Source organism: Streptomyces venezuelae ATCC 10712, from assembly GCF_008639165.1.
Classification (GTDB): domain Bacteria; phylum Actinomycetota; class Actinomycetes; order Streptomycetales; family Streptomycetaceae; genus Streptomyces; species Streptomyces venezuelae.
This window is the reverse complement of the sequence record NZ_CP029197.1, coordinates 2,028,708-2,053,045: the sequence shown is the minus strand read 5'-3', so window position 1 is coordinate 2,053,045 and position 24,338 is coordinate 2,028,708. Positions and strand designations below refer to the sequence as shown.

The 24,338-nt window shown below is 73.0% G+C and carries 22 protein-coding genes; 12 read left to right on the top strand and 10 right to left on the bottom strand.

Annotation, left to right across the window (positions count from 1 at the left end):
• Positions 1-23: 23 nt before the first annotated feature.
• Genes pelF through DEJ43_RS09090 form a run of 4 tightly spaced genes read left to right on the top strand, consistent with a single transcriptional unit; the run spans position 24 to position 4,533 of the window.
• Positions 24-1,580 (top strand): GT4 family glycosyltransferase PelF, encoded by a 1,557-nt coding sequence (pelF, locus tag DEJ43_RS09105; RefSeq protein WP_015033044.1) that lies wholly within the window; start codon positions 24-26, stop codon positions 1,578-1,580.
• Complete coding sequence (locus tag DEJ43_RS09100; RefSeq protein WP_015033043.1) at positions 1,577-3,106, top strand: hypothetical protein; 1,530 nt, start codon at positions 1,577-1,579, stop codon at positions 3,104-3,106. The genes pelF and DEJ43_RS09100 overlap by 4 nt, the downstream gene beginning before the upstream one ends.
• Positions 3,107-3,118: 12 nt before the next feature.
• On the top strand, positions 3,119-3,736 hold the full coding sequence (locus DEJ43_RS09095; protein WP_015033042.1) for a spherulation-specific family 4 protein: 618 nt from the start codon (positions 3,119-3,121) through the stop codon (positions 3,734-3,736).
• On the top strand, positions 3,733-4,533 hold the full coding sequence (locus DEJ43_RS09090; RefSeq protein WP_015033041.1) for an endo alpha-1,4 polygalactosaminidase: 801 nt from the start codon (positions 3,733-3,735) through the stop codon (positions 4,531-4,533). Before DEJ43_RS09095 ends, DEJ43_RS09090 begins: the two co-directional genes overlap by 4 nt.
• 25 nt (positions 4,534-4,558) lie before the next feature.
• Here DEJ43_RS09090 and DEJ43_RS09085 read toward each other — a convergent pair whose 3' ends face one another.
• Positions 4,559-5,365: an adenosylcobinamide-GDP ribazoletransferase gene (locus DEJ43_RS09085; protein WP_015033040.1), complete on the bottom strand. Its 807-nt coding sequence runs from the start codon at positions 5,363-5,365 to the stop codon at positions 4,559-4,561.
• Between the two features lie 25 nt (positions 5,366-5,390).
• Between DEJ43_RS09085 and DEJ43_RS09080 the strand changes: the two genes are divergently transcribed.
• Positions 5,391-6,155 (top strand): hypothetical protein, encoded by a 765-nt coding sequence (locus DEJ43_RS09080; protein WP_015033039.1) that lies wholly within the window; start codon positions 5,391-5,393, stop codon positions 6,153-6,155.
• Here the strand turns inward: DEJ43_RS09080 and DEJ43_RS37755 are convergent.
• The 4 genes from DEJ43_RS37755 to DEJ43_RS09060 all read right to left on the bottom strand — a co-directional run bounded on the left by DEJ43_RS37755 (position 6,095) and on the right by DEJ43_RS09060 (position 11,060).
• Positions 6,095-6,820: a hypothetical protein gene (locus tag DEJ43_RS37755; protein WP_015033038.1), complete on the bottom strand. Its 726-nt coding sequence runs from the start codon at positions 6,818-6,820 to the stop codon at positions 6,095-6,097. The two genes, DEJ43_RS09080 and DEJ43_RS37755, sit on opposite strands and share 61 nt — an antisense overlap.
• Complete coding sequence (locus DEJ43_RS09070; RefSeq protein ID WP_015033037.1) at positions 6,817-8,595, bottom strand: phosphatidylglycerol lysyltransferase domain-containing protein; 1,779 nt, start codon at positions 8,593-8,595, stop codon at positions 6,817-6,819. Before DEJ43_RS09070 ends, DEJ43_RS37755 begins: the two co-directional genes overlap by 4 nt.
• 111 nt (positions 8,596-8,706) lie before the next feature.
• The gene (cobT, locus tag DEJ43_RS09065) at positions 8,707-9,801 is read right to left on the bottom strand and encodes a nicotinate-nucleotide--dimethylbenzimidazole phosphoribosyltransferase (RefSeq protein ID WP_015033036.1); all 1,095 of its coding nucleotides are present in this window, start codon (positions 9,799-9,801) and stop codon (positions 8,707-8,709) included.
• Positions 9,802-9,857: 56 nt separating this feature from the next.
• On the bottom strand, positions 9,858-11,060 hold the full coding sequence (locus DEJ43_RS09060) for a bifunctional adenosylcobinamide kinase/adenosylcobinamide-phosphate guanylyltransferase (protein WP_015033035.1): 1,203 nt from the start codon (positions 11,058-11,060) through the stop codon (positions 9,858-9,860).
• Between the two features lie 91 nt (positions 11,061-11,151).
• Between DEJ43_RS09060 and DEJ43_RS09055 the strand changes: the two genes are divergently transcribed.
• A complete protein-coding gene (locus DEJ43_RS09055; RefSeq protein WP_015033034.1) occupies positions 11,152-11,358 on the top strand; it encodes a hypothetical protein in 207 nt (68 codons plus the stop codon).
• Positions 11,359-11,416: 58 nt separating this feature from the next.
• Here DEJ43_RS09055 and DEJ43_RS09050 read toward each other — a convergent pair whose 3' ends face one another.
• From DEJ43_RS09050 to DEJ43_RS09040, 3 genes are all read right to left on the bottom strand, one after another.
• Positions 11,417-12,493, bottom strand: a complete 1,077-nt coding sequence (locus DEJ43_RS09050; protein WP_015033033.1) for a S1C family serine protease — start codon at positions 12,491-12,493, stop codon at positions 11,417-11,419.
• A 128-nt stretch (positions 12,494-12,621) separates the two neighbouring features.
• Complete coding sequence (locus DEJ43_RS09045) at positions 12,622-13,398, bottom strand: class I SAM-dependent methyltransferase (RefSeq protein WP_015033032.1); 777 nt, start codon at positions 13,396-13,398, stop codon at positions 12,622-12,624.
• Between the two features lie 65 nt (positions 13,399-13,463).
• On the bottom strand, positions 13,464-14,069 hold the full coding sequence (locus DEJ43_RS09040) for a DUF3043 domain-containing protein (protein WP_015033031.1): 606 nt from the start codon (positions 14,067-14,069) through the stop codon (positions 13,464-13,466).
• A gap of 272 nt (positions 14,070-14,341) precedes the next feature.
• On the opposite strand from DEJ43_RS09040, the gene DEJ43_RS09035 reads away from it, so the two are divergent.
• The 5 genes from DEJ43_RS09035 (at position 14,342) to DEJ43_RS09015 (ending at position 20,847) form a co-directional block, all read left to right on the top strand.
• Positions 14,342-15,145, top strand: coding sequence for a PspA/IM30 family protein (locus DEJ43_RS09035; RefSeq protein ID WP_015033030.1), 804 nt, complete (start codon positions 14,342-14,344; stop codon positions 15,143-15,145).
• Between the two features lie 42 nt (positions 15,146-15,187).
• Positions 15,188-15,466 (top strand): PspA-associated protein PspAA, encoded by a 279-nt coding sequence (pspAA, locus tag DEJ43_RS09030; RefSeq protein ID WP_015033029.1) that lies wholly within the window; start codon positions 15,188-15,190, stop codon positions 15,464-15,466.
• Positions 15,467-15,642: 176 nt separating this feature from the next.
• On the top strand, positions 15,643-16,845 hold the full coding sequence (locus DEJ43_RS09025) for a sensor histidine kinase (protein WP_051026035.1): 1,203 nt from the start codon (positions 15,643-15,645) through the stop codon (positions 16,843-16,845).
• Positions 16,842-17,531, top strand: a complete 690-nt coding sequence (locus tag DEJ43_RS09020; protein WP_015033027.1) for a response regulator — start codon at positions 16,842-16,844, stop codon at positions 17,529-17,531. The genes DEJ43_RS09025 and DEJ43_RS09020 overlap by 4 nt, the downstream gene beginning before the upstream one ends.
• 187 nt (positions 17,532-17,718) lie before the next feature.
• Entirely contained in the window at positions 17,719-20,847 is a 3,129-nt protein-coding gene (locus DEJ43_RS09015; protein WP_015033026.1) for an efflux RND transporter permease subunit, read from the top strand.
• Between the two features lie 74 nt (positions 20,848-20,921).
• On the opposite strand, the gene nadA is transcribed toward DEJ43_RS09015, so the two are convergent.
• Complete coding sequence (gene nadA, locus DEJ43_RS09010; RefSeq protein ID WP_015033025.1) at positions 20,922-22,118, bottom strand: quinolinate synthase NadA; 1,197 nt, start codon at positions 22,116-22,118, stop codon at positions 20,922-20,924.
• Between the two features lie 262 nt (positions 22,119-22,380).
• Here nadA and DEJ43_RS09005 point away from each other — a divergent pair, with 262 nt between their 5' ends.
• The gene (locus tag DEJ43_RS09005; RefSeq protein WP_015033024.1) at positions 22,381-22,737 is read left to right on the top strand and encodes a HesB/IscA family protein; all 357 of its coding nucleotides are present in this window, start codon (positions 22,381-22,383) and stop codon (positions 22,735-22,737) included.
• Positions 22,738-22,821: 84 nt separating this feature from the next.
• On the opposite strand, the gene DEJ43_RS09000 is transcribed toward DEJ43_RS09005, so the two are convergent.
• Positions 22,822-24,327, bottom strand: coding sequence for a hypothetical protein (locus DEJ43_RS09000; protein WP_015033023.1), 1,506 nt, complete (start codon positions 24,325-24,327; stop codon positions 22,822-22,824).
• Positions 24,328-24,338 lie beyond the last annotated feature (11 nt).

Genomic DNA, 24,338 nt, shown 5'->3' with positions numbered 1-24,338 from the left:
GCACGTTCTGGGGGGAACCGCACATGCCGAGCAGTGGCCGTCACGTCACCATGCTCACCGAAGGCACCTACCCGCATGTCCACGGCGGCGTCAGCACCTGGTGCGACCAGCTCGTCCGTGGCATGCCGGAGGTCGACTTCGAGATCCTCGCCCTCACCGGCAGCGGCCGCGAACCCGTCACCTGGGAGCTGCCGCCCAACATCACCCGGCACACCGCGTACCCCCTCTGGGGACTCCCGCAGGGGCCGGCCGCCCCCGGCCTGTTCGCCGGAGCGCGCCGGCCCCTGCGGGGGCGCGCCCGCCGCCACTTCCTCGACACCTACGAGCGCCTGCTGCTCGCCCTCCTCGACCCGGACGCGGGCTACGACTTCGGCACCAGCCTGTACGAGCTCGCCGCCCTCGCCCGGCAGGGCCGGCTCACCGCCGCCCTGCGCTCCGAGGCCGCCCTGCGCTCCCTGATGTGGATCTGGACCATGCCGCACCTGCCGACGCTCGCGGCCCGGCCCACCGTCCACGACGCGCTCACCGCCACCGACCTGCTGGAACACGCCCTGCGGCCGCTCGCCGCCCGGATATCCACCGACGGCGTCGCGCACGCCGTCTCCAGCGGCCTCGCCACCCTCCCGGCGCTCGCCGCACAGCACTTCGAAGGAGTGCCCTTCCTGCTCACCGAACACGGCATCTACCTCCGCGAGCGCTACCTCGGCTACCGCACCGAGGCGCAACGCTGGCCCGTCAAGGCCCTCATGCTCGGCTTCTACCGCGAGCTCAACACCCTCGGCTACCGCAAGGCCGACCTCATCACCCCGTGCAACCAGTACAACCGGCGCTGGGAGGAGCGCGGCGGCGCCCCCGCCGACCGCATCCGCACCGTCTACAACGGCGTCGACCCGGCCCTCTTCCCGGAGGCCGGACCCGAACCCGAGACCCCCACCCTCAGCTGGTGCGGGCGGGTCGACCCCATCAAGGACCTGGAAACCCTGATCCGGGCGTACGCGATCTGCCGCGCCGAACTCCCCGCGCTGCGGCTCCGGTTGTTCGGACCCGTCCCGGCCGGGAACGAGGACTACCTGACCCGTCTTGAGAAGCTCGCCGCCGAACTCGGCGTCACCGACGGGATCACCTTCGAGGGCCGCGTCTCGGACGTGCCCAGCGCCTACGCGGCCGGCAGCGTGGTGATGCTCTCCTCCATCAGCGAGGGCTTCCCCTTCTCCCTCATCGAGGCCATGTCCTGCGGCCGCGCCACCGTCTCCACGGACGTCGGCGGGGTACGGGAGGCCGTCGGCGACGCCGGGCTCGTCGTCCCGCCCCGCGAACCGGCCGTCATGGCCGCCGCCGTCACCGCCCTCCTCCGCGACGGGGCCCGCCGCGCCGAACTCGGCCGCCAGGCCCGGCAGCGGGTGATCGACCGCTTCACCCTGAACCGCTCGGTGGACGGCTTCCGCCGGATCTACCGCGAACTGGCCGACGACCGCCCGCCGCGTCCCGCGCCGGCCGTCACCCCCGCGCAGCTGCGGCTGCGCATCCCCGCCCCGCGCCGTACCTCCGCGCCCCTCGTCACAGGAGGCACCCCGGCATGAGCGGCTCCCTCTGGCTGAAACCCCCGACGACCCCCCTCCCGGCCCAGCTGCCGCTGATCCCGCGACCGAGAAGGGAGAACGCGCCGGGACCGGCGGCCACCGCCGCCACCCCACGGCCCTCCACCGGCGACACCGGCCCCGTCGGCGGCACCGGGGAAACCGCCACGGACGGCACCCCCACCGGCGACACCGGCGGCGCCCTCGCCACCGACCCCATCGACGAACTCGCCGAGCGGCTCGACGGGTTCGCCGCCGTCGCTGTGCACCCCGACGAGATCGCCGCGATCCTCGAGTCCGACGGCATGACCGACGACCACATCCGGCTCACCTACGGCCGGGCCGACTCCTTCACCCTCGCCGAGGACCTCTACGCGCGCGTGGAGCGGCGCCACCCCGCCCCCGCCGCCCCACCCGGCGACGCCTGGCACGCCGGGCTCGCCGGCTGTCTCCTGCGCGGGCTCGTCTTCGCGCTGCCCGGCCTCGCGTACGTGCTCGCGGCGCCCCTGCTCGCCGGCGAACCCGGCCGGTTCGGGCTCCCCGGCGGAACGGTTCCGCTGCTCGCCGGCGCCGTCACCGGCTGGGTGTGGAACCAGGCCCTGTCCCACCGCGCCTACACCTGGCTCGGCCTCGGCGACCGGCGCGCCGCCGCCCGCGCCCTGCTCGTCGGCGCCCCGGCGGGCGCCCTCGCCGGCACCGCCGTCGCCCTCGCCACGGCGGCGCCCGGCGAGACCCCGGCGGCGCTGTTCGCCGCCGGGCAGTCCCTCTACCTCGCCGCCGCGACCGTGCTCCTGGTCCTCGGCCGCGAACGGGCCCTGCTCTGCGCCCTGTCGCCGCTCGCCGGAGCCGTCCCCGCCTTCCGCTGGGACCTGCCCGACCCGGTGCGCGCCGCGCTGCTGCTCACCGCGCTCACCGCGAGCGTCGCCTTCGCCGTGGCCGTCCTGCGGCCGGGCGTCCGGCGCGGCGCGGCGGGACGCGGCGGCCCACCGCGCGCGGCGTCCCTCCCGTACGGACTGTTCGGTCTCGGCAGCGGTCTGCTGGTGCTCCAGGCGGGCGTGGGCGACACCCTGGTCAGCGGCGCCGGGGCGGTCGTGGCGCTCACGCTGTCCATGGGGCCCGCCGAGTGGCTGCTGCACCGCTTCCGGGGCGAGAGCCTGAGCCGGCTGCGGACCCTCACCACCGCCCGTGAGTTCCGCCGCGCGGTCACCGGCACCCTGGTGCTCTGCCTCGGCGGCTACCTCACCGTGCTCGTCGCCCTCACCCTCGCCGCGACCCTCGCCTGGCCGGGAGCGCCGCTGCCGGAGCCCGCCCGGCTCGTCACCCTGCTCCTGATCGGCACGGTGCTCTGGCTGGGCCTGCTGCTCCAGGCCTTCGGGGCGGTGCTCAGCGCCGCCGCCGTGTGCCTGCTGGCGGCGGCGGCCGAGACGGTCGAGCCCGCGGCGGGTCCGGTGGCGGCCGGCGGAGCGGCGGCCGTGCTCGCCGTCCTCACCTGTGTCCTGCTGGTACGACCGACCGCCCACCGCGTCTAGGGGATCCGGCCCGTGAATCGTTTCCTCCTGGTGCCGTTCTACGAGCACCCGGCCGACCGCCCCGAGGCCTGGTCGGCACTGGTCGAGGCGGCGCCCTCCCTGTACGGCGTCGTCGTCAACCCGGCGAGCGGCGCGGGCGAGGCCCCCGATCCGGCGTTCGCCGCGGTGGCCGGCCGGCTGCGGGCGGCCGGCGTACCGCTCCTCGGGTACGCGGACACCGCCTACGGGCGCCGGCCGCACGCCGAGGTCGTCACCGATCTGCTCCGCCACCGCGACTGGTACGGCACCGACGGCGCCTTCCTCGACCAGGTGGCGACCGCGCCCGCCGCCCTCGCCCACTACCGCCGGATCGCGGTCGCGGCGAGGGCGGCCGGGGCGGGGACGCTGGTGCTCAACCACGGTGCCCACCCGGACCCGGGCTACGAGGAGTTCGCCGACCTCCTCGTCACCTTCGAGGGCCCCTGGGACACGTACCGGACGCTCGACCTGCCGGTCGCCGCCCACTACTGCCACCTCGTGTACGCGGCCCCGCCCGGCGTCCGCCCGGTCACGCCGGTGCACTGCGCCGTCCCGGGCACCGGCGCCCACCCCTGGGGCACCCTTCCGCACCTCCTGGAGCCCGCCCGATGAGACGAGTCCTTCCGCTGTTCGCGGTCCTGCTGCTGCTCGCCACGGCCTGTACGACGAGTCAGGACCCCGGCCCGGGCCCGGATCCGAGGCCGTCCGGCGAGCGGTGGCGGCCGAAGCCGGGCCTCGCCTGGCAGTGGCAGCTCAGCGGCCGGCTCGACCCGGCGGTCGACGTGCCCGTGTACGACATCGACGGCTTCGACCATCCGGCCGCCACGGTCGCGGACCTGCACCGCAGGGGCCGCAAGGTCATCTGCTACCTCTCCACCGGCGCCTGGGAGGACTTCCGCCCGGACGCCGGCGCGTTCCCGAAGTCGGTACTCGGCCAGGGCAACGGCTGGGAGGGCGAGCGCTGGCTCGACATCCGCCGGATCGACGTCCTCACCCCCCTCATGGCGAAGCGCCTGGACATGTGCCGGGCCAAGGGCTTCGACGCGGTGGAGCCGGACAACATGGACGGCTATCGCAACCGCACCGGCTTCCCCCTGACCGCCGCCGACCAGCTCCGCTACAACCGTCTGATCGCCCGGCTGGCCCGCGAGCGGGGCCTCGCGGTGGGCCTCAAGAACGACCTGGACCAGATCCCGCAGCTGCTGGCCGACTTCGACTTCGCGGTCAACGAGCAGTGCGCGGAGTACGACGAGTGCGGCCGGCTGGTCCCGTTCGTGAAGGCGGGCAAGGCGGTCTTCCACGTCGAGTACGAGCTGGAGACCGAGGAGTTCTGCCCGGAGGCGCGCGAGCTGGGCCTCAGCTCGATGCGGAAGAAGTACGAGCTGGGGGTCTGGCGCCGGGCCTGCTGAGGCCCGTCCACGGGCCCCTGCCCGGTCACCCCAGGGCGAGCGCCACCAGCCCCGCCGTCGCCGCGGTCTCCTCCACCGCGCCGAACACGTCCCCGGTGACCCCGCCCAACCGCCGTACGCAGCGGCGCAGCAGCAGGGCCGCCGCCCCGAGGGCCGCGCCGGCCGCCAGCACGTTGTGGACCGCGTCGTACGGCGAGAACAGCAGGCCCGTCGCGGCGAGCAGGACCAGGACGCCACCGGTCGCGAGCGTGGCCGCGCGGACCGGGACCGTCGCGGCGACGATCGCGCCGAGGCCCTCGGGCCTGGCGGCGGGGACGCCGTGACGGGAGGCGTGGGTGAGGGCGAGCCGGGCGACGGTCGCGGCGAGGACGGCCGCGACCGCGCCGTGCGCCCAGCCCTCCTCGTACAGCGCGAAGAGGGCGGCGACCTGGGCGAGCAGCACGAGCAGCAGCACGATGACGCCGAACGGGCCGACGTCCGACTGCTTCATGATGCGCAGCGCGTCCTCGGCGGGCTTGGCGCTGCCGAGGCCGTCGGCCGTGTCGGCGAGGCCGTCGAGGTGGAGGCCCCGGGTGAGGGCGGCGGGGACGGCGGTGGTGACGACGGCCGCGAGCAGCGGGCCGGAGCCGAGCGCCAGGAACGCGCCGCCGAGCGCCGCGGCGCAGAGGCCGACGGCGAGGCCGGCCAGCGGGGCGCAGAGCATGCCGGCGCGCGCCGCGTCCCGGTCCCAGCGGGTGATGCGGGCGGGGAACACGGTGAGGGTGCCGAAGGCGAAACGCAGGCCGTCCATCCGGGCAGGGTAATCGCCGCCTCCGGACGGTAGATTGCGCATACCGCTCAAATCGGAACGGGGTGGCATGGGTCACTGGTTCTCCCGCAACATCGTCGAGCCGGGCAAGCTCCCGATGCTCCTCGCCCTGACCTCGTTCATCGTGACGTTCCTGGTCACGAGGACCATCGTCCGTCTCATCAGGGCGGGGAAGGGGCCGTTCGGGAACGTCTCCTCCGGCGGCCTCCACATCCATCACGTCGTGCCCGGTGTGGTCCTCACCGTCATCGGCGGATTCGGCGCCGTCGGCAGCGACCGGCACGGGATCGGCGCGGCCGTCTTCGCCGTGGTCTTCGGGATCGGCGCGGGGCTCGTCCTCGACGAGTTCGCGCTGATCCTCCATCTCGACGACGTGTACTGGAGCGACGAGGGCCGCAAGAGCGTCGAGGTGGTGGTCCTCACCGCCGCCCTCGTCGGGCTCACCCTCAGCGGCTTCTCACCGCTCGGCGTCGACGACATGACCGCCGAGGAACGCCAGGACCGGGCCACCTTCATCCTCACCCTGGTGGTGAACTTCCTCTTCATCCTGATCAGCCTGGTGAAGGGGAAGTTCCGGATGGCGGTCTTCGGCGCCTTCGTGCCGTTCGTGGCGATCGTCGGCGCCGTCCGGCTCGCCCGCCCCGGCTCCTGGTGGTCCCGCCGGTTCTACCGGCGCCGTCACCGGGCCCGGGCCCGCTCCCGGATCCGCACCTACCGCCACGACAAGCGCTGGACGAAGATCCGGCGGGTGGCTCAGGACTGGATCGGCGGCTTCCAGGAGCGGGTCCCCGGCCGGGACTCCACGCCCTCCTGACCACGCTCCCGCCAGGACTGGACCGCGATCAGGACGAGGACGCCGGCGATCGCCGCCAGGTGCTCCTTGCCCGCCAGGTTCGGCTTGACGACGACCTCCACCACCATCGCCAGGACCACCAGCGCGCCGGTCCACCGGGCCCCGTACCGCCAGCAGACGTACACCGCGAGGCCCACCACCGCCGCCGACGGTCCGGTGTCGACGACCCGGGCGTCGGAGGCGGGCAGCCCGAACGGGCCGTCCGGGCCGAGGGCGATGCCCACCCGCGCGTACAGCGTCCCGCAGAGGGTGGCCAGATAGGCGACGGCGAGCGTGCGCCACCGCCCGACGCAGATCTCGGCGATCCCGAACACCAGCAGCACCTGGGCGAGGGCGCCCCACACCGGCAGGTCGAGCGCGGGCACGAACAGCGAGAGCGGGGTCCGCAGCAGCGCGAGCCACAGCGGGTCCTCGGCCCGTACGGAACCGATGTTCTGGACCGGCCGGTAGCCCCATTCCTGGTTCTGCACCAGCTGGAAGAGAGCGGTGAGACAGACGGCGCCGAGCGTCATGGCCACCGCCCGCCAGCGCCGGGTCACCAGCGCCGTCCGGACCGTGAAGAACAGCGGACCCCACTCGCGGCGGGCGAAGCGACGGACGGCGGACTCCTCGTGCGACCGGCTCAACGGCCGCTCTCCAGGTGGCGGCGGTGCAGCCACTTCGGCAGTCCCGGAGCCTCCAGGAACCCCTCGGCGCGGCCGGCCGCGAGGCCGATGCGCAGCAGGTCCGCACTCTTCTCGAAGAGCATGAATCGGGGCTCCCAGATCGGTCGGTACTTGGCGTTGGCGCGGTACAGCGACTCGATCTGCCACCAGCGGGAGAAGAAACTGAGCAGCGAACGCCACATGCGCAGCACGGGTCCCGCCCCGAGCTTCGAGCCACGTTCGAAGACGGACCGGAACATGGCGAAGTTCAGCGAGACCTGAGTGATCCCGATCTCCTTGGCGCGCTGGAGGAGTTCGATGACCATGAACTCCATCAGGCCGTTCTCGGAGTCCCGGTCCCGGCGCATCAGGTCGAGCGAGAGCCCCTTCGGCCCCCACGGCACGAACGACAGCACCGCCCGCAGCTCGCCCGCACCTTCCCCGTCGCCGCCGTCCCTGCACTCCAGCATCACGCACCGCCCGTCCCGCGGGTCCCCCAGCCGGCCGAGCGCCATCGAGAAGCCGCGCTCGGTGGCGCCGTCCCGCCAGTCGTCGGCCTTCCGCAGCAGCTCGGCCATCTCCTCGGCGGGGATGTCCTCGTGGCGCCGGATGCGGACCTCGTACCCGGCCCGCTTGACCCGGTTGAAGGCCTGCCGGACCGTCCGCATGGCCCGCCCGTCCAGGGTGAACTCGTCGGTCTCCACGATCGCCTCGTCGCCCAGCTCCAGGGCGTCCAGACCGTGCCGGGCGTAGATCACCCCGGCCTCCTCGCTCGCGCCCATCACGGCCGGGATCCAGCCGTGCTCCCGGGCCTCGGCCAGCCAGGGCTCGATCGCCCCCGGCCAGGCCTCGGGGTCGCCGATCGGGTCGCCGGAGGCGAGCGACACCCCGCCCACCACCCGGTAGGTGACGGCCGCCTTCTCGCTCGGCGACCACACGACGCTCTTCTCGCGGCGCAGCGCGAAGTAGCCCAGCGAGTCGCGGTCGCCGTACTTGTCGAGCAGGATCCGCAGCTTCTCCTCGTCGCCCTCGGTCAGCGGGTCGGTGGCCCGGCGGGAACGGAAGGCGGCGAAGAGGACCGCGAAGAGCAGCAGCGTCGACAGGACGTTGATGGTGACGTCGACCCAGCCGGGCGTGCTGATCCCGGCGAACCGCGAGTCGTCGGCGGCCAGCGTGATCAGCCGCATCACGCCGTACCGCCAGCGCTCGAGGAACGTCGAGGGGGCGGTGGAGGTGTTGGTGACGGTGACCAGGACGGCGGCGAGCAGCGAGGTGACGAGCAGTCCGCCCACGGCGACGACCGCCGCGAGCCACGGATTGGACCGGTCGCCCTTCGCGTAGAACTCCTTGCGGCCCAGCAGCAGCGCCAGGACGAACGCGGCCGTCAGGACCAGCGAGATCCAGTTCTGGGCGTGCTGCCGGATCTCCGGGAAGAACATCACCAGCGCGAAGAGCAGCAGGAAGAGACCGCTCAGCACCAGGTTGAGGATCCACGCGGCCCGTTTGCGGCGCCGCATGGTGATCGCCAGGAAGAGCGTGAACACCCCCGAGGCGAAGCCCGCCGTGAGCAGGTACGGGGTGAAGTAGTTGTCCTCGTTGTGGCGGCGCAGGTCCTGCCCGAAGGAGACCCAGACGGCACTCAGGAAATTGATGAACGTGACGACGCGCAGGTACCAGACGGCGAACGCGGCACTGCGCCGCGACCGCGGCGTGCTGCCCCGGGGCGCTGCTTCGGCGGACAAGCGGACCTCTCCCATGAAAAGCGATCATATGGGGCATCGCTTGTCGTGCGGCGACGCCGGAGGCGGCCGCACGCGCGTGGCGTGCGACCGCCTCCGGAGTCGCTGAGTCCGTCCCGCTCCCGCCCGTCAGACCCCGGGCGTCCCGTGGACCCCGGAGTCGCCCTCGGCGTCCGGAGTGGTCGGATCCGGACGCTCGGGGAGCTCCGCCGCGAACGCCGCCGCGGCCCTGACGAGGGGAAGCGCGAGCAATGCCCCGGTTCCCTCACCCACATGGACGCCGTGGTCGAGCAGAGGGTTGAGCGCCATCCGGTCCAGCGCCTTCGCCTGCGCCGGCTCCCCGCTCACCTGCCCCGCAAGCCACCAGTCCGGCGCCCGGAACGCCGCCCGCTGCGCCACCAGCGCGCAGGCCGCGCCCACCACACCGTCCAGGATCACCGGCATCCGCCGCACCGACGCCTGCAACAGGAACCCGGTCATCGCCGCCAGGTCCGCCCCGCCGACCGCCGCGAGCAGCTCCAGCTGGTCCCCGAGGACCGGCCGGGCCCGCCGCAGCGCGTCCCGGATCGCCGCGCACTTGCGCATCCACGCCAGGTCGTCGATCCCCGCGCCGCCCCGGCCCGTCACCACCGACGCGTCCGTCCCGCAGAGCGCCGCGATCAGCGTGGCCGCCGGAGTCGTCCCGCCGACGCTGAGATCCCCCAGCACCACCAGATCGGTGCCCGAGTCCGCCTCCTCGTCGGCGATCGCGATCCCGAGCCGGACCGCCGCCTCGGTCTCCTCGACCGTCAGCGCGTCCTCCACGTCGATCCGGCCGCTGCCGCGCCGCACCCGATGGCGCACCACCTCGGCCGGCAGCAGCTCCGGGTCGCAGTCCAGACCCGCGTCCACCACCCGTACCGGCACGTCCGTGGACCGGGCCAGCACCGCGACCGGGCTCGCCCCGTCCAGGACCGCGCGCACCAGCTCGTGCGCGGTGCCCGCAGGACGGCCCGACACGTCGAGCGAGGCCACCCCGTGGTCGCCCGCGAACAGCACCACCTTCGGCTGCTCGATCGCCCGCACCTTGACCGAGGCCTGGGCGGCCGAGAGCCACTCGCCGAGCTCGTCGAGCCTGCCGAGCGCGCCCGGCGGCACGGTCAGCCGCTCACGGCGCTCCTCGGCGTCCCGCCGGATCCCCCCGTCGGGGCGCTCGATCAGATCGGAGAAGTCGTCCAGGTTCACGGGTTCCGCCTTGGGAAAAATCAGCGAGGGCCATCGGTGACATCGGTGACCGCACCCTACCCGCGCAGCACCAGGGCCTGACCGGCGACCACGAGGAGGACCTCCTCGCACTCGTCGGCGAAGGCCGCGTTCAGCCGGCCCAGCTCGTCCCGGAAGCGGCGGCCCGCCGCCGTCGCCGGCACCACCCCCGAGCCGACCTCGTTCGTCACCGCCACGACCGTACGGCGGGTCGCGCGCACCGCGGCCACCAGCTCGGCGGTCCGCTCGCGCAGCGCCGCCTGCCCGCCGTCCGCCCACCTCTCGTCGTCCCAGGCACCCACCCGGTCCATGGCGTCCGTCAGCCACAACGACAGACAGTCCACCAGCAGCGCCGGCCCGTCCTCTTCGAGCAGCGGTACGAGATCACAGGTCTCGGCGGTACGCCAGGAGCCCGGCCGCCGCTCCCGGTGCAGGCCCACCCGCTCCGCCCACTCCGGGTCGCCCTCCCGGGTCCCGCCCGTCGCCACGTACAGCACCTCGGGGAAGGTCTCCAGACGCCGCTCGGCCTCCACGGACTTCCCCGACCGGGCCCCGCCGGTCACCAGCGTCCGCCGGGGCACGTCCGGCACCTCGTGGTACTCGCCCACGTACAGCGTCGTCCCGTCCGGCACCGCCCGGGCGCCCGCCGCCGCGAGCCGCCGGTCAAGCTCGGTCCCCGTCGGCACGTCGTGGTCCAGATGCACGGCGATCACATCGGTCGCCGGGCCGACCGCCCCGGTCGCCCGCAGCCGGGCCAGCGCGTCAGGCCGGCCCGTCACATCGGCGACCACCATGTCGTACGGCGCCCGGTGATCGTCCATAAGCCCGGCGGGGGAGCCGCCCGGCGGCAGATAGAGCAGCGTCTCGCCGTCGGCCGAGGTCACCTCGTACCCGGTGCCCGGCGAGTCCATCGGCACCGCCCGCACCCGGTGCCCCGAGATCAGCGTCAGCTCCCGCCCGTCCGGCACCCGGCCGGCGCTCGGCAGCCCCGCGGGCACCTCGACGGCCGGCCCGTCGTGCGGATGCGTGAGGAGCACCTGCCGCACGCCCACCAGCGAATGACCCGACCGGGCGGCCGCGAGCGCCGCCCCCGGGGTCAGATCCAGCAGCAGGGCCCCGTCCACGAGCAGCGCCGTCGCGGCGCGGACCCGTGGTCCACGGGAGAGCGCGCAGACGGCGCAGGGGCAGTCGGGACGGGGCAGTCCGAGCGGGGCGCCGGTGCCGAGCAGAGTCAGTTCCACCCTCAGATCCTCCCGCGCCACCGCGAGCCGTGCGCGCCCGGCTACTCTGCGGGCAGGAAACCGATCATCCGGTGAGCGCCAGGAGGCGGACATGGCATGGACGTGGCGGTTCGAGAAGTCCGACGGCACGGAGGTCGAGCCGGTGGTGACTCCGGAGGAGTTCACCACCCAGGGCGACGCCGAGAGCTGGATCGGAGAGCACTGGCGTGACCTGCTGGGCGGCGGGGCGGACCAGGTGACCCTCTCGGAGGACGGCACCAAGATCTACGGCCCGATGCCCCTGAACGCCGAGTCCTGACCGCTCCCTCGCGGTGGGCCCCGCCCGTGGGGGCGGGGCCCACCCGGTGGTGCCGGGGTCACATCTCGCCCAGGGTGACCTCGGTCTTCCGGGTCGACGTGCCACGGGTGTACGTCACCGGCACCACGTCCCCCGGCTTCCGCGCGGCCAGCGCCTCCGACAGCGACGTGATCGTCGTGATGTCCGTGTCCCCGAGCCGGGTGATCACGTCCCCCGGCTTCAGCCCGGCCTTCCCCGCCGCCCCGTTCGCCGGCGCTTCGACCACCGCGACGCCCGCCGGCTCGTAGTCGTCGTCGAGGACCGTGCGGCCGGTGATGTTGAGCGCGGCGCGGCCGGAGTCCGTCACCTTGCCGTCCTTGATGATCTGGTCGGCGACGGTCCGCACCATCGAGGCGGGGATCGCGAACCCGATGCCGGGCGCGGAGCTGCCGCCCATCCCCGGGTCGGTGGCCGCGAGCGTGGGGATGCCGACGACCTCGCTGTCGAGGTTCACGAGCGCGCCCCCGCTGTTTCCGGGATTGATCGCGGCCGAGGTCTGGACCATGTTCGCGATCGTCGCGCCGGTGCCGCCGCCGGTCCGGCCCTCGCTGACGGTGCGGCCGGTGGCCGAGACGATGCCCTGGGTCACGCTGCCGGACAGGCCGAGCGGGGAGCCCATGGCGAGGACGATCTGCCCCATGTCGACCGCCCCGGAGTCGCCGAACTTCGCGGGTTTGAGTCCCTGGGGCAGCGACTCCAGTTTGATGACCGCGAGGTCCTGCTCGGGGTACGAGGAGACGAGCCGCGCGGTGACCGGCTGCCCGCCCGTGGCGGCGGTGACCTTGAAGGACTTCTCCTGGCCGACGACGTGCGCGTTGGTGACGATGTGGCCCTTGTCGTCGTAGACGACCCCGGAGCCGAGGCTTTCGGCGGCGTCGATCTGGACGACGGACGGCAGGACGTTCTTGATGACGGCCTGGTAGTCGTCCTGGAGGTCGTTGGCGGCGAGCGGCGCCGCCGCCTGGGTGGAGCGCTCGGGCGCGGGCGCGTCCCCGCCGGCGGAGGTGCAGCCGCCGGCGAGCGCGACGGCGCAGGCGGCGGCGGTGAGGGGGAGGGCGAGGCGGGGGGTACGGCCACGGGCACGGGATACGTCCATGTCCGGAGTATCCGATTCCGCCCCGGCCCGGGCCCGGCGAGCGCACCCGATCAGGGGTGCGCGACCACCGGGCACCCGGCAGGGAGGCCGGCGGCCCCCTGCCCGGTGGAGCGGTCAGCGGCGGCCCGTCAGCCCCGTACCCCGCACAGATGGAGGAGCGCCGCCACCCGCCGGTACGGCTCGGTCCGGCCGGCCCGGTCCTCGGCGGCGAGCAGCCGGTCCAGTTCCTCGGCGGCCGGCAGGCCCGCCTCGGCGGGGACGCCGTCGGTGAAGACGCGTACGCCGTACCAGGCGTGCAGCGGCGCCGCGATCCCGGCGAGCGTCGCCGTCAGCGCGTCCAGGCGGTCGGCCCGCACCTTCACGCCGTTGTCGTCGGTGTAGACGTCCGAGTCGAAGCCGTGCAGCGCACCGGTCCAGTCCCCGGCGAGCCCCGGCCGCATGGCGAGGGCTTCGGCGTTGCGCACGACGAGGGAGAGGAGGCCGCCGGGGGCCAGCATCCGGGCCAGGCCGGCGAGGAGCGCGTCGGGCTCGTCCGCGTACATGAGGACGCCGTGGCAGAGGACCACGTCGAAGCTGCCGGGGAGGAAGTGCACCCCGGTCTCGCGGCCGTCGCCCTCGATCAGCCGGACCCGCTCGCGGATTCCGGCGGGCTCGGTCGCCAGCGACTCCCGGGCCGTCTTCAGAAGGTCGGGATCGGCCTCCAGGCCGGTCACGGTGTGTCCCGCGCGGGCCAGTCGCAGGGCCTGGGTGCCCTGTCCCATGCCGGCGTCGAGGATGCGCAGCCGCTGCCCCACGGGGTAGCGGCTGGATATCTGCTCGTCGAGCTGGCGGGCGACGATCTCCTGCCGGATGGTGTCACGCAGCCCGCCGGAGCCGGCGGGCCACTGCGCGACGGCGGGGAGCACCGGGCCCCCCGATTCCGAGGTCGCCGCGCCGAAGGCGCGCTCGACGGGCTCCGAGCTGTCGGCGCTCAGGGCCGCTCTCCGCGCTTGACCTGCGGCTTCGGCAGTCGCAGTCGGCGCATCTGGAGCGTCCGCATCAGGCCGTAGGCGATGGCGCCGCGCTTCGACTCGTTCGGGAAGCGCTCGTTGAGCTGCTTGCGGAGCCGGATCCAGATGCCGATGGAGTCGATGACGATCAGGATGATCACACCGAGCCACAGCAGCAGCGAGATGTTCTGCAGGCCCCGGTTGGCGTTGCCGAACAGCGACAGCACGAGGATCACCACGGCCATCGGCAGGAAGAACTCGGCGATCGCGAACCGCGAGTCGACGAAGTCGCGCACGAAGCGGCGGACCGGACCCTTGTCGCGGGCGGGCAGGTAACGCTCGTCGCCGCTGGCCAGCGCCTCGCGCTGACGGGCCAGGTCCGAGCGGCGTGCCTCGCGCTGGCGCTTGGCGGCCTCCTTGCGGTCGGTCGGCACCGTCGCGGCGCGACGGCGCTGGGTCTGCGCCTCGCTCCGCTTCGGGGTCGGGCGGCCCTTGGGGGCCTCGGGGTCGCGGGGCTGCTTGGTGGAGAGGTCCGCCGTCACCTTGTCGGTGGGGGCCTTCTCGTCCTTCGAACGGCTACGGAACACAAAACCCAAGGGTACGGGGTGCGGGGCATGAACCCCATGCCGGGCGGGAACGATCCGCTAACGGAGTGCGTCTACGGCGGTACGTACGCGGAAGGACGCGGTCGTCCCCGAGATCCATCTACTCCCTGCGCGGGAGGAAAAGCCGGGGGCACTCGTCCTTGGGGAGGAGCGCATCGCGCTCCGAACAGTGCGGTAATGGAGACAGGGCCCGTACTGTGGATCCTGTCGAAGAGCTGGAGCCGAAGTCCGTCAGAAGGGGGCGCGCGAAGCCCATGAGCGGTGTCATGAAGCGTATGGGGATGATCTTCCGCGCGAAGGCGAACAAGGCCCTTGACCGGGCCGAGGATCCGCGCGAGACGCTCGACTACTCCTACCAGAAGCAGCTGGAGCTGCTGCAGAAGGTGCGACGGGGCGTCGCCGACGTCGCCACCTCCCGCAAGCGGCTCGAACTCCAGCTGAACCAGCTGCAGGGCCAGTCCGCCAAGCTGGAGGACCAGGGCCGCAAGGCGCTGGCGCTCGGCCGGGAGGACCTGGCGCGCGAGGCGCTGTCCCGCCGCGCCGCGCTCCAGCAGCAGGTCAGCGACCTGGAGGTGCAGCACCAGACGCTGCAGGGCGAGGAGGAGAAGCTCACCCTCGCCGCACAGCGTCTGCAGGCCAAGGTGGACGCCTTCCGCACCAAGAAGGAGACCATCAAGGCGACCTACACGGCGGCCCAGGCGCAGACCCGGATCGCCGAGTCCTTCTCCGGCATCTCGGAGGAGATGAGCGACGTCGGCCTCGCGATCCAGCGGGCCGAGGACAAGACCGCCCAGCTCCAGGCGCGCGCGGGCGCGATCGACGAGCTGCTCGCCTCGGGCGCCCTGGACGACCAGTCCGGGCTCGCGAAGGACGACATCCAGGCGGAGCTCGACCGGCTCTCCGGCGGTACGGACGTCGAGCTGGAGCTCCAGCGGATGAAGGCGGAGCTGGCGGGCGGTCCGTCGGCGCAGCAGCAGGCGATCGAGGGCGGCGGCGCGGCCGCGCCGCAGGACACCTCGCAGCAGCAGCAGCAGTCCCACCCGCGCTTCGAGAAGTAGCCGCCGCTCGGGGCGGCCGCTCGCGAACAGACAGGACGCGTCATGATCGTACGGATCATGGGGGAGGGCCAGTGGAAGCTGGCCGACAGCCACCTCGTCGAGCTGAACAAGCTCGACGACGAGCTGCTCGAAGAGATGGACTCGGGGGACGAGGACGGCTTCCGGCGCACGCTGAACGCCCTCCTGGAAGCGGTCCGGCGGCTCGGGGCGCCCCTGCCGGACGACGCGCTCGAACCCTCGGAGCTGATCCTGCCCGCTCCGGACGCGAGCCTGGACGAGGTCAGGGAGATGCTCTCGGACGACGGCCTCATCCCCGGCTGACACCCACGCGCCACGCGGCACGAGGTCCCGCCGCCCTCCGGGGCGGCGGGACCTCGTGCGTTCCCGGCACGCTGGGCCGGCCCGTACCGTTGGTCCCCGTGACCCCCACCGGACCCGCCACCGGCCCTGCCACCTCCGCCGCCGCCGGACCCGCCACCGGCACCGTCTTCACCCGTCTGCGCGACCGGTTCCGCGCCCATCCCCTCGCGTTCGACGCCACGCTCGCCTTCGGCGTGCTCGTCTGCATGATCGCCGGGTCCTTCACCGACCCGCACGGGAGGGGCGACGGGCCGCGCTTCGGCGAGCACGTGCCCGAGGTGTCGAGCGTGCTGCTCATGGTCGCCGGGGCCGCCGCCCTGGTGCTGCGCCGGCGCTACCCCTTCCGGGTGCTCTGCTTCACGGGGGCGGTCAGCTTCGCCGAGCTGGTCAACGACACCCGCCCCGCCACCATCGCGATGAGCGCCGTCGTCGCGCTCTACACGGTCGCCTCCCGCACCGACCGGCCCACCACCTGGCGGGTCGGCCTGGTCACCACGGTGCTGCTGACCGCCGCCGCCATGGCCTTCGGCCCGACCCCCTGGTACGCCCAGGAGAACATCGGCATCATCGCGTGGACCGGCATGGCCGCCGCGGCGGGCGACGCCGTCCGCAGCCGCCGGGCCTTCGTCGACGCCATCAGGGAACGCGCCGAACGGGCCGAACGCACCCGCGAGGAGGAGGCGGGCCGCCGGGTCGCGGAGGAGCGGCTGCGGATCGCCCGCGACCTCCACGACGTCGTCGCCCACCACATCGCCCTGGTGAACGTCCAGGCCGGGGTCGCCGCCCACGTCATGGACAAGCGCCCCGACCAGGCCAAGGAAGCCCTCGCGCACGTGCGGGAGGCGAGCCGGTCCGCGCTCGACGAGCTGCGCGCCACCGTCGGCCTGCTGCGCCAGTACGGCGACCCCGAGGCCCCCACCGAGCCGGCGCCCGGTCTCGCCGTCCTCGACGGCCTCCTCGACAGCTTCCGCAAGGCCGGGCTCCCGGTCGCCCTGGCCCGCGCCGACGGCGACCCGCCGCTGCCCGCGACCGTGGACCTGGCCGCGTACCGGATCGTGCAGGAGGCCCTGACCAACGTGCGCAAGCACGCGGGACCGGACGCCGAGGCCGAGGTGAGCGTCGTCCGGGTGGGCCGTACGGTCGAGATCACCGTCCTCGACAACGGCGCCGCGCCCGCCGCCCCCGCCGAACCCCCGCCGCACAGCGGCCACGGCCTGCTCGGCATGCGCGAGCGGGTCGGCGCGCTCGGCGGCACCCTGACCGCGGCACCCCGGTACGGCGGCGGCTTCCGGGTGCAGGCGATACTGCCCGTGACGTCCCGTACGGGGGAGGACACATGACCATCCGGGTGCTGCTCGCCGACGACCAGGCCCTGCTCCGCAGCGCCTTCAAGGTCCTGGTGAACTCCGAACCCGACATGGAGGTCGTCGGCGAGGCCGCCGACGGGGCCCAGGCCGTGGCCCTCGCCCGTTCCGAGCGGGCCGACGTCGTCCTGATGGACATCCGGATGCCGGGCACGGACGGCCTCGCCGCCACCCGCATGATCACCGCCGACCCGGAGCTCTCCGACGTCCGGATCGTCATGCTCACCACCTTCGAGGTCGACGAGTACGTCGTGCAGTCGCTGCGGGCCGGCGCCTCCGGCTTCCTCGGCAAGGGCGCCGAACCCGAGGAACTCCTCGGCGCGATCCGGATCGCCCACGCGGGCGAGGCGCTGCTCTCCCCGGCCGCCACCAAGGGCCTGATCGCCACCTTCCTGGCGCAGGGGCCCGGCGCGGAGGCCGTCGGCGAGGCCGGCCGGGCCCGCTCCGAGCGGCTCGCCGCGCTGACCGCCCGGGAGCGCGAGGTGCTGGTCCTGGTCGCGGGCGGGCTCTCCAACGACGAGATCGCCGAGCGGCTCGACGTGAGCCCGCTGACCGTGAAGACCCACGTCAACCGGGCGATGGCCAAGCTCGGCGCCCGCGACCGGGCCCAGCTGGTGGTCACCGCCTACGAATCGGGACTGGTACGTCCGAGGGTGGAGTGACCGGGGGCCCCGGCGTACTCCAGACGCGGTATGCGCGGGATAAGGATCTGGACCCGGGGGGCGAGGACTTCCGGCGGCCGATGGCAGATCGTATAGGCGGGGGGCACCTCCGGCGGATCCAGCGGATCCCGGCCGGACTCTTGGCTGCTCCCGTCTGCCGACGAGTACGCCACAGAAGAGAGACCCCATGTCCTGGCTGTCCAGATTCAGCCTCGCGCAACGGGCCCTGATCGGGCTGATCTCCATCGTCGCCCTGGTGTTCGGGGCGATCGCGATACCGCAGCTGAAGCAGCAGTTGTTCCCCTCGATCGAGCTGCCGATGGTCTCGGTCCTCGCCCCGTACCAGGGCGCCTCTCCCGATGTGGTCGAGAAGCAGGTCGTCGAGCCCCTGGAGAACAACCTCAAGAACGTCGACGGCCTGAAGTCGGTCACCTCCACCGCCTCCGAGGGCATGGCCCTCGTCATGGCCTCCTTCGACTACGGCGACGAGTCGACCAAGCAGCTCGTCGCCGACGTCCAGCAGGCCGTCAACCGCGCCCGCGCCGAGCTGCCGGACACGGTCGACCCGCAGGTCGTGGCGGGCTCCACGGACGACATCCCGACCGTCGTCCTCGCCGCGGCCTCCGACAAGGACCCGCAGGCCCTGGCCGACCAGCTGGAGCGGACCGTCGTGCCCGCCCTCGAGGACATCGCGGGCGTCGGCCAGGTCTCCGTCACCGGCGTCCAGGACCTCCAGGTCTCGGTCACCCCGGACGACGGGAAGCTCGCCGCGGCCGGACTCAGCACCATGAAGCTCGCCGAGGCCCTCCGCTCCGGCGGCGGCACGATGCCGGCCGGCTCCTTCTCCGAGACGGGCAAGAGCCGCACCATCCAGGTCGGCGGCGGCTACACCTCGCTGAAGCAGATCGAGGACCTGCGGATCCCCTCGGCCACCCCCGGCAAGGGCAAGGCCGTCCGGCTCGGCGACGTCGCCACCGTCCGCCAGGAGGAGTCGCAGCGCGTCTCCCTCACCCGTACCAACGGCAAGCCCAGCCTCGCCGTCATGGCCACCATGGACAAGGACGGCAGCGCCGTCGCCATCTCCGACGCCGTGAAGGAGAAGCTGCCCGAGCTGCGCGCCGACCTCGGCGCCGGCGCCGAGCTGACCGTGGTCTCCGACCAGGGCCCGGCCGTCGCCAAGGCCGTCTCCGGACTGACCACCGAGGGCGCCCTCGGCCTCGTCATGGCCGTCCTGGTGATCCTGGTCTTCCTCACCTCGATCCGCTCGACCCTGGTCACCGCGGTCTCCATCCCGCTCTCGGTCGTCCTGGCCCTGATCGTGCTGTGGACCCGTGACCTCTCGCTCAACATGCTGACCCTCGGCGCGCTCACCATCGCCATCGGCCGGGTCGTCGACGACTCGATCGTGGTCCTGGAGAACATCAAGCGGCACCTGGGCTACGGCGAGGAGCGCCAGTCCGCGATCCTCACCGCGGTCCGCGAGGTGGCCGGCGCCGTCACCTCCTCGACCCTCACCACCGTCGCGGTCTTCCTGCCGATCGGTCTGACCGGCGGCATGATCGGCGAGCTGTTCGGCTCGTTCTCGCTGACGGTCACGGCGGCCCTGCTCGCCTCGCTGCTCGTCTCCCTGACCGTGGTCCCGGTCCTCTCGTACTGGTTCCTGCGCGCCCCCAAGGGCGCTCCGGAGGACCTGGCCGAGGCCCGCAGGCTGGCCGAGGAGAAGGAGGAGAAGAGCCGTCTCCAGCGCCTGTACGTGCCCGTCCTGAGGTTCGCGACCCGGCGCCGGTTCATGAGCCTGGCCATCGCACTGGTCGTCCTGGTCGTCACCTTCGGCATGGCCCCGCTCCTGAAGACCAACTTCTTCGACCAGGGCGAGCAGGAGGTCCTGAGCATCCAGCAGGAGCTGCCGCCCGGCACCTCCCTCGACGCCTCCGACGAGGCCGCGAAGAAGATCGAGAAGCTCCTCGCCGGCACCGACGGCGTCAAGGACTACCAGGTCAACGTCGGCTCGTCCGGCTTCATGGCGGCCTTCGGCGGCGGCACCGGCAGCAACCAGGCCACCTACCAGGTCAGCCTGGAGGAGTCCGCCTCCTTCGAGAAGACCCGGGACGCCATCGAGAAGGGCCTCGCCGCCCTCGACGGCATCGGCGACACCAAGCTGGCCGCCGGCGACGGCTTCGGCAGCCAGGACCTGAGCGTGGTCGTCAAGGCCGGCGACGCGGAGGTCCTCAAGAAGGCCTCCGAGCAGGTCCGTACCGCGATCGCCGGGATGAAGGACGTCACCGACGTCCAGAGCGACCTCGCGCAGTCCGTCCCGCGCATCTCCGTCCGGGCGAACGAGAAGGCGGCCGACGCCGGCTTCGACTCCGCCACGCTCGGCGCGGTCGTCGCCCAGGCCGTCCGGGGCACCCCGGCCGCCAAGGCGATCCTCGACGACAGCGAGCGGGACGTCCTCATCACCTCGGCGAAGCCGGTCACCACCCTGGCGGGGCTCAGGGCGCTGCCCGTCGGCCCGGTGAAGCTCGGTGACGTCGCCACCGTCGAGCTGGTCCCCGGCCCGGTCTCGATGACCCGGATCGACGGCGCCCGCGCCGCGACGATCACGGCGAAGCCGGTCGGCGACAACACCGGCGCGGTGAGCGCCACCCTCCAGTCGAAGATCGACGCGCTCGACCTGCCGGAGGGCGCCACCGCGACCATCGGCGGTGTCTCCGAGGACCAGAGCGAGGCCTTCCTCAACCTGTTCCTGGCGATGCTCGCGGCCGTCGCGATCGTCTTCATGCTGCTGGTCGCGACCTTCAGGTCGCTGATCCAGCCGCTGATCCTGCTGGTGTCGATCCCGTTCGCGGCGACCGGCGCGATCGGCCTCCTGGTGGTCACCGACACCGCGATGGGCGTCCCGGCGATGATCGGCATGCTGATGCTCATCGGCATCGTGGTCACCAACGCGATCGTCCTGATCGACCTGATCAACCAGTACCGGGCGCAGGGCCTGGGCGTCGTCGAAGCGGTGGTCGAGGGCGGCCGGCACCGGCTCCGCCCGATCCTGATGACCGCCCTGGCGACGATCTTCGCCCTGCTGCCGATGGCGCTCGGCATCACCGGCGAGGGCGGCTTCATCGCCCAGCCGCTGGCCGTGGTGGTGATCGGCGGTCTGATCACCTCGACGCTGCTGACGCTGCTCCTGGTCCCGACGCTCTACGCGATGGTGGAGCTCCGCAAGGAGCGCCGCGCGAAGAAGAAGGCGGCCAAGCGGGACGCGAAGGCCGGTGGCGCACCGGTCCCGCCGCAGACGAAGGAGCCGGCCGCGGTCTGATCCGCACGGAACGCACGGAGGGGCGCCCCGCGGGCATGCGGGGCGCCCCTTCGGCGTACGTGCCGGGAGAACCGTTACGGCAGGGCGAGCATGCGCTCCAGCGCGAGCTTCGCGAAGCTCTCGGTCTCCTTGTCGACCTGGATCTGGTTGACGAGGTTGCCCTCGGCCAGGGACTCCAGGGTCCACACCAGGTGCGGCAGGTCGATGCGGTTCATCGTCGAGCAGAAGCAGACCGTCTTGTCGAGGAAGACGATCTCCTTGTCCTGGTCGGCGAATCGGTTCGCCAGGCGCCGGACCAGGTTCAGCTCGGTGCCGATGGCCCACTTGGAACCGGCCGGGGCCGCCTCCAGGGTGTTGATGATGTACTCGGTCGAGCCCACGTAGTCGGCCGCGGCGACGACCTCGTGCCGGCACTCGGGGTGGACGAGCACGTTCACGCCCGGGATGCGCTCGCGGACGTCGTTGACCGAGTCCAGCGAGAAGCGGCCGTGCACCGAGCAGTGCCCCCGCCACAGGATCATCTTGGCGGCGCGCAGCTCCTCGACGGTCAGGCCGCCGTTCGGCTTGTGCGGGTTGTACAGGACGCAGTCGTCCAGGGACATGCCCATGTCGCGGACGGCGGTGTTGCGGCCCAGGTGCTGGTCCGGCAGGAACAGCACCTTCTCGCCCTGCTCGAACGCCCAGTTCAGGGCCCGCTCGGCGTTGGACGAGGTGCAGATCGTGCCGCCGTGCTTGCCGGTGAAGGCCTTGATGTCGGCCGAGGAGTTCATGTACGAGACGGGCACGACCTGCTCGGCGATCCCGGCCTCGGTCAGCACGTCCCAGCACTCGGCGACCTGCTCGGCGGTGGCCATGTCGGCCATCGAGCAGCCGGCCGCGAGGTCCGGCAGGACGACCTTCTGGTCGTCGCCGGTCAGGATGTCCGCCGACTCCGCCATGAAGTGCACGCCGCAGAAGACGATGTACTCGGCCTCCGGCTTGGCCGCCGCGTCGCGCGCGAGCTTGAAGGAGTCACCGGTGACGTCGGCGAACTGGATGACCTCGTCACGCTGGTAGTGGTGGCCGAGCACGAAGACCTTGTCCCCGAGCTTCTCCTTGGCCGCGCGGGCACGCTCCACGAGGTCCGGGTCGGACGGCGACGGCAGATCGCCGGGGCACTCCACGCCGCGCTCGCTCTTGGGGTCGGCCTCGCGGCCGAGCAGGAGGAGGGCGAGCGGCGTGGGCTGCACGTCGAGATCATGACGGGTTGGGGCCGTGGTCACGTCACGCACCCTTTCTTCGGGGAACCTTTTCGTCTAAATGACGCTATCTATCATAACCCCTTCACGTCACGTTGACGATGGCCATAGTGTCGATGTGACGAATTCGCTCTCGCCGCAGCAGCCATGGCAGCTGGACTTCACCGTCCCCGTCCCTGGACAGGGTGTGCGAGCATGAAGAGAGAAAGACCCCACGCGGCCCGGAATGAATCCGGGGCACCGGCGGTTGCAACCGTCGGCAAGCAGTCTCCGTACACCACCGGGAGAGAAGCAGATGTCCGTATCGGACGAGAAGACCACTGTCAGCGACGGCATCCTCCTGTCCGACGCCGCCGCGGCCAAGGTCAAGGCCCTCCTCGACCAGGAAGGCCGCGAGGACCTGGCCCTGCGCGTCGCCGTTCAGCCCGGCGGCTGCTCCGGCCTGCGTTACCAGCTGTTCTTCGACGAGCGTTCGCTCGACGGCGACGTCGTGAAGGACTTCGACGGCGTCAAGGTCGTCACCGACCGCATGAGCGCCCCGTACCTGGGCGGCGCCTCGATCGACTTCGTCGACACGATCGAGAAGCAGGGCTTCACCATCGACAACCCGAACGCCACGGGCTCCTGCGCCTGCGGCGACTCGTTCAGCTAAGCCGTACGCACACGAGGGCGGCGACCCGGGACCTCTCCCGGGCCGCCGCCCTCGTGCATGCCGCCGCGCTCCCGCCCCGCGGACTCAGCGGCGCGGCACCGCCTCGCCGCTCGCCGCGTCGACCACCGGCCGGTCGCCCAGCGGGCTCCCGAGCGTCACCGTCTTCGTGAAGTCCTTGGCGACCATGATGCAGACCCGCTCCGGATCGGACTTCTCGACGATCCGCACGATCACCCGGTCCGGCCGCTCCTCGGCCTGGACGGTGTACGTGCTGCACACCCCGCCCCAGAAGGTCACGGCCAGCTCCCGGCCGTCGCCCTGGACCTTCACCGACTCGACCACCCGCGCGGCCGCCGTGCCGTCCCCCGGGGACGGCGTGGGCGTCGGCGCGGGCTTCTCAGGCGCCAGGAACTCCGGGGCCACCGCCGTCCTCGGCACCGTGTACGGCGCCGTCTCCGCCGGGTCCGCCGTGAACAGCCACGACGGTACGAGCAGCCGCTCGCCGGCCACGTCCCGCGCGGCGAGACCGAACACCGCCGCCGTCACCGGCACCCGCGTCGGGGCGACCGTGTCCACGACCGTCCGACAGGGCGCGATCGGCTCGACCGGCCCCGAGGCCGGCTTCTCGACGGTGCCGTCGTTCTTCCCGTTCCCGTCCACCGCCGGCGGATCGGTCGCGCAGCCGCCGATGCCGATCGGCCCGGTGCCCTTCGCGTCCTCGTTCAGCTGCGCGAGCGCCTTCGCCGCGCCGACCACCGGGTACGTGTCGCCCTTCACCGGCTCCTTGAGCATCCCGCTGCCGGCCACCGGCCGGCCGTCCCGGGCGATGTGCAGCCCCGTCGACCAGCCGTAGGTCGGCAGCCCGCCCACCACCGGATCGGCGTTGACCACCCGCACCGAACCGTTCATGACCTGGGTCGCGGAGACCTTCGCGTCGTCCTGGCCGAGCGCCTTCAGGACGGGCGCGGCCGCCGCCTTCGCCGCGGCCTCGCTCAGCGGCGTACCGCCCGGCGCGGGCTTCGACTCGCCCGGCGGCGGACACGCCTTGCCCTTGAGACAGGCGTCGCCGGCCGGCCCGCCGTCGTACCAGGAGTACGTCCAGGCCCCCGGCGCCTTCCGGGCCACGTCGAGACGGGGCCCCGAACCGTCCTTCTCGGGCCGGATCGTCCAGACCTCACCCACCAGTGCGGGGCTCCCGGAGATGCCCAGCGCTCGGGCCAGCCTGGTCACCTCCGCCGAGGTGACCAGGCCCTCGGGCCGGTGGACCGCGGCCGAGGAGGGCCCTTGGGGGAGTGGGCCCTTGGCTGTGTAGACGGTCCCGTTCGGGCCGCCTCCGGGGTCGGGCTCGCCCGGCGCGATCCCCGGACCGCCCGGGGTGCCGCCGCTCGGGGCCGCAGCGCCGCCGTCGCCGTCGAGGCGCAGCGGCGGAGGCGGCCCCGCCGCGTCCGCGGCCCGGGTCGCGGCGCCGGTGCCGTCACCGGACGCCGTCGTGGCGAGGTAGACCCCGCCGCCACCGGCGAGCAGCACACCCGCCGCCACCGAGGCGGCGAGGACACCCCGTCGCCTCTGTACGTTCTCCGTACCGCTCACCGCAACGCTCC